Here is a 1,159-nt window from a genome sequence, read left to right as displayed (position 1 = left end):
TCCGGCTGACCGGCATCGCCTACGAGGCCGGCCCGGGCGACCTGACGCTGTTCAACCTGGCCTTCTACGCGCCGCTGTTCCTCGCAGGCCTGGCGCTGTGGCATCGCCCCGCCTGGCTGCGGGCGTGGCTGTCGACGCCGCTCTGGCTGCTGCCGGTGGCCGCCTTCGCGGCCAACTGGGGCGACGCGGCCAGCGCCACGCTGCCGCATCCGCTGGCCCGCGAGGCAGCACTGGCGGTGGAACTGCTGGGCATCTGGATCGCGACCGGCGCCGCCGTGGGCGCGCTGGGGCGCTGGCGCACCGGCCCGCGCGGCTGGCTCGGCCGCATGCTCGCCGAGGCGAGCTACACGATCTTCCTCGTCCACCACCTGCTGGTGGTGGCGCTGGCTGCTGCTGCTGCCGCTCGATTGGCCGGCGGCGGTCAAGTTCCCGATCATCGCGCTGGCCACGCTGGCGCTGAGTCTGGCGATCCACCGCTGGCTGGTGCGGCCCTTCGCCCTCATGCGGCTGCTCTTCAACGGCCGCACGCCCGCCCCCCAGGGCGAGCGCCCGGTCACGCCCGCGCCGGGCCGCGCCCGATCCGGCGCTTGATCCGGCGCCGGCCCGCGCGGCCGGGGGCCGCGGCGGTCAGTGGGTGTCCAGGACCGGGAAGCCCTTGACCAGGTCGTCGATCGCCTTGACCTGCTCCAGAAAGGGCTTGAGCTGCGACAGGCGCAGCGCGCTGGGGCCGTCGCACAGCGCCTTCTCGGGCTCGGGATGGGCCTCCAGGAAGAGGCCGGCCAGGCCGATCGCCATGCCGGCGCGGGCCAGCTCGGTGACCTGGCCGCGGCGACCGCCCGAGGCGGCGGCACCGGACTCGCGCTGCTGCAGCGCATGGGTCACGTCGAAGATCACCGGCTTGCCGCCGCTGACCTGCTTCATCACGCCGAAGCCCAGCATGTCCACGACCAGGTTGTCGTAGCCGAACTGGGCGCCGCGGTCGCACAGCATCACGTTCGGATTGCCGCCTTCCTCGAACTTCTCGACGATGTTCTTCATCTGCGGCGGGCTGACGAACTGCGGCTTCTTGATGTTGATCACCCGGCCGGTCTTCGCGAGCGCGATCACCAGGTCGGTCTGGCGGGCCAGGAAGGCCGGCAGTTGCAGCACGTCGCAGACG

At 72.6% G+C, this 1,159-nt stretch carries 1 protein-coding gene and 1 pseudogene (1 of these 2 cut by a window edge); one reads left to right on the top strand and one right to left on the bottom strand.

What is annotated here, in order from left to right; genetic code table 11:
• Positions 1 to 659: pseudogene (locus FUT87_RS17170) on the top strand (acyltransferase family protein) (it extends 616 nt beyond the left edge of the window).
• Here FUT87_RS17170 and kdsA read toward each other — a convergent pair.
• Positions 628 to 1,159: 3-deoxy-8-phosphooctulonate synthase (kdsA, locus tag FUT87_RS17165; RefSeq protein ID WP_147241800.1), on the bottom strand; the 532-nt coding region annotated here is incomplete at its 5' end. The pseudogene FUT87_RS17170 and the gene kdsA sit on opposite strands and share 32 nt — an antisense overlap.

This window comes from Mitsuaria sp. TWR114 (assembly GCF_007997345.1).
The sequence above is the reverse complement of the archived record's forward strand: the minus strand, read 5'-3'. Positions and strand labels throughout refer to the sequence as shown.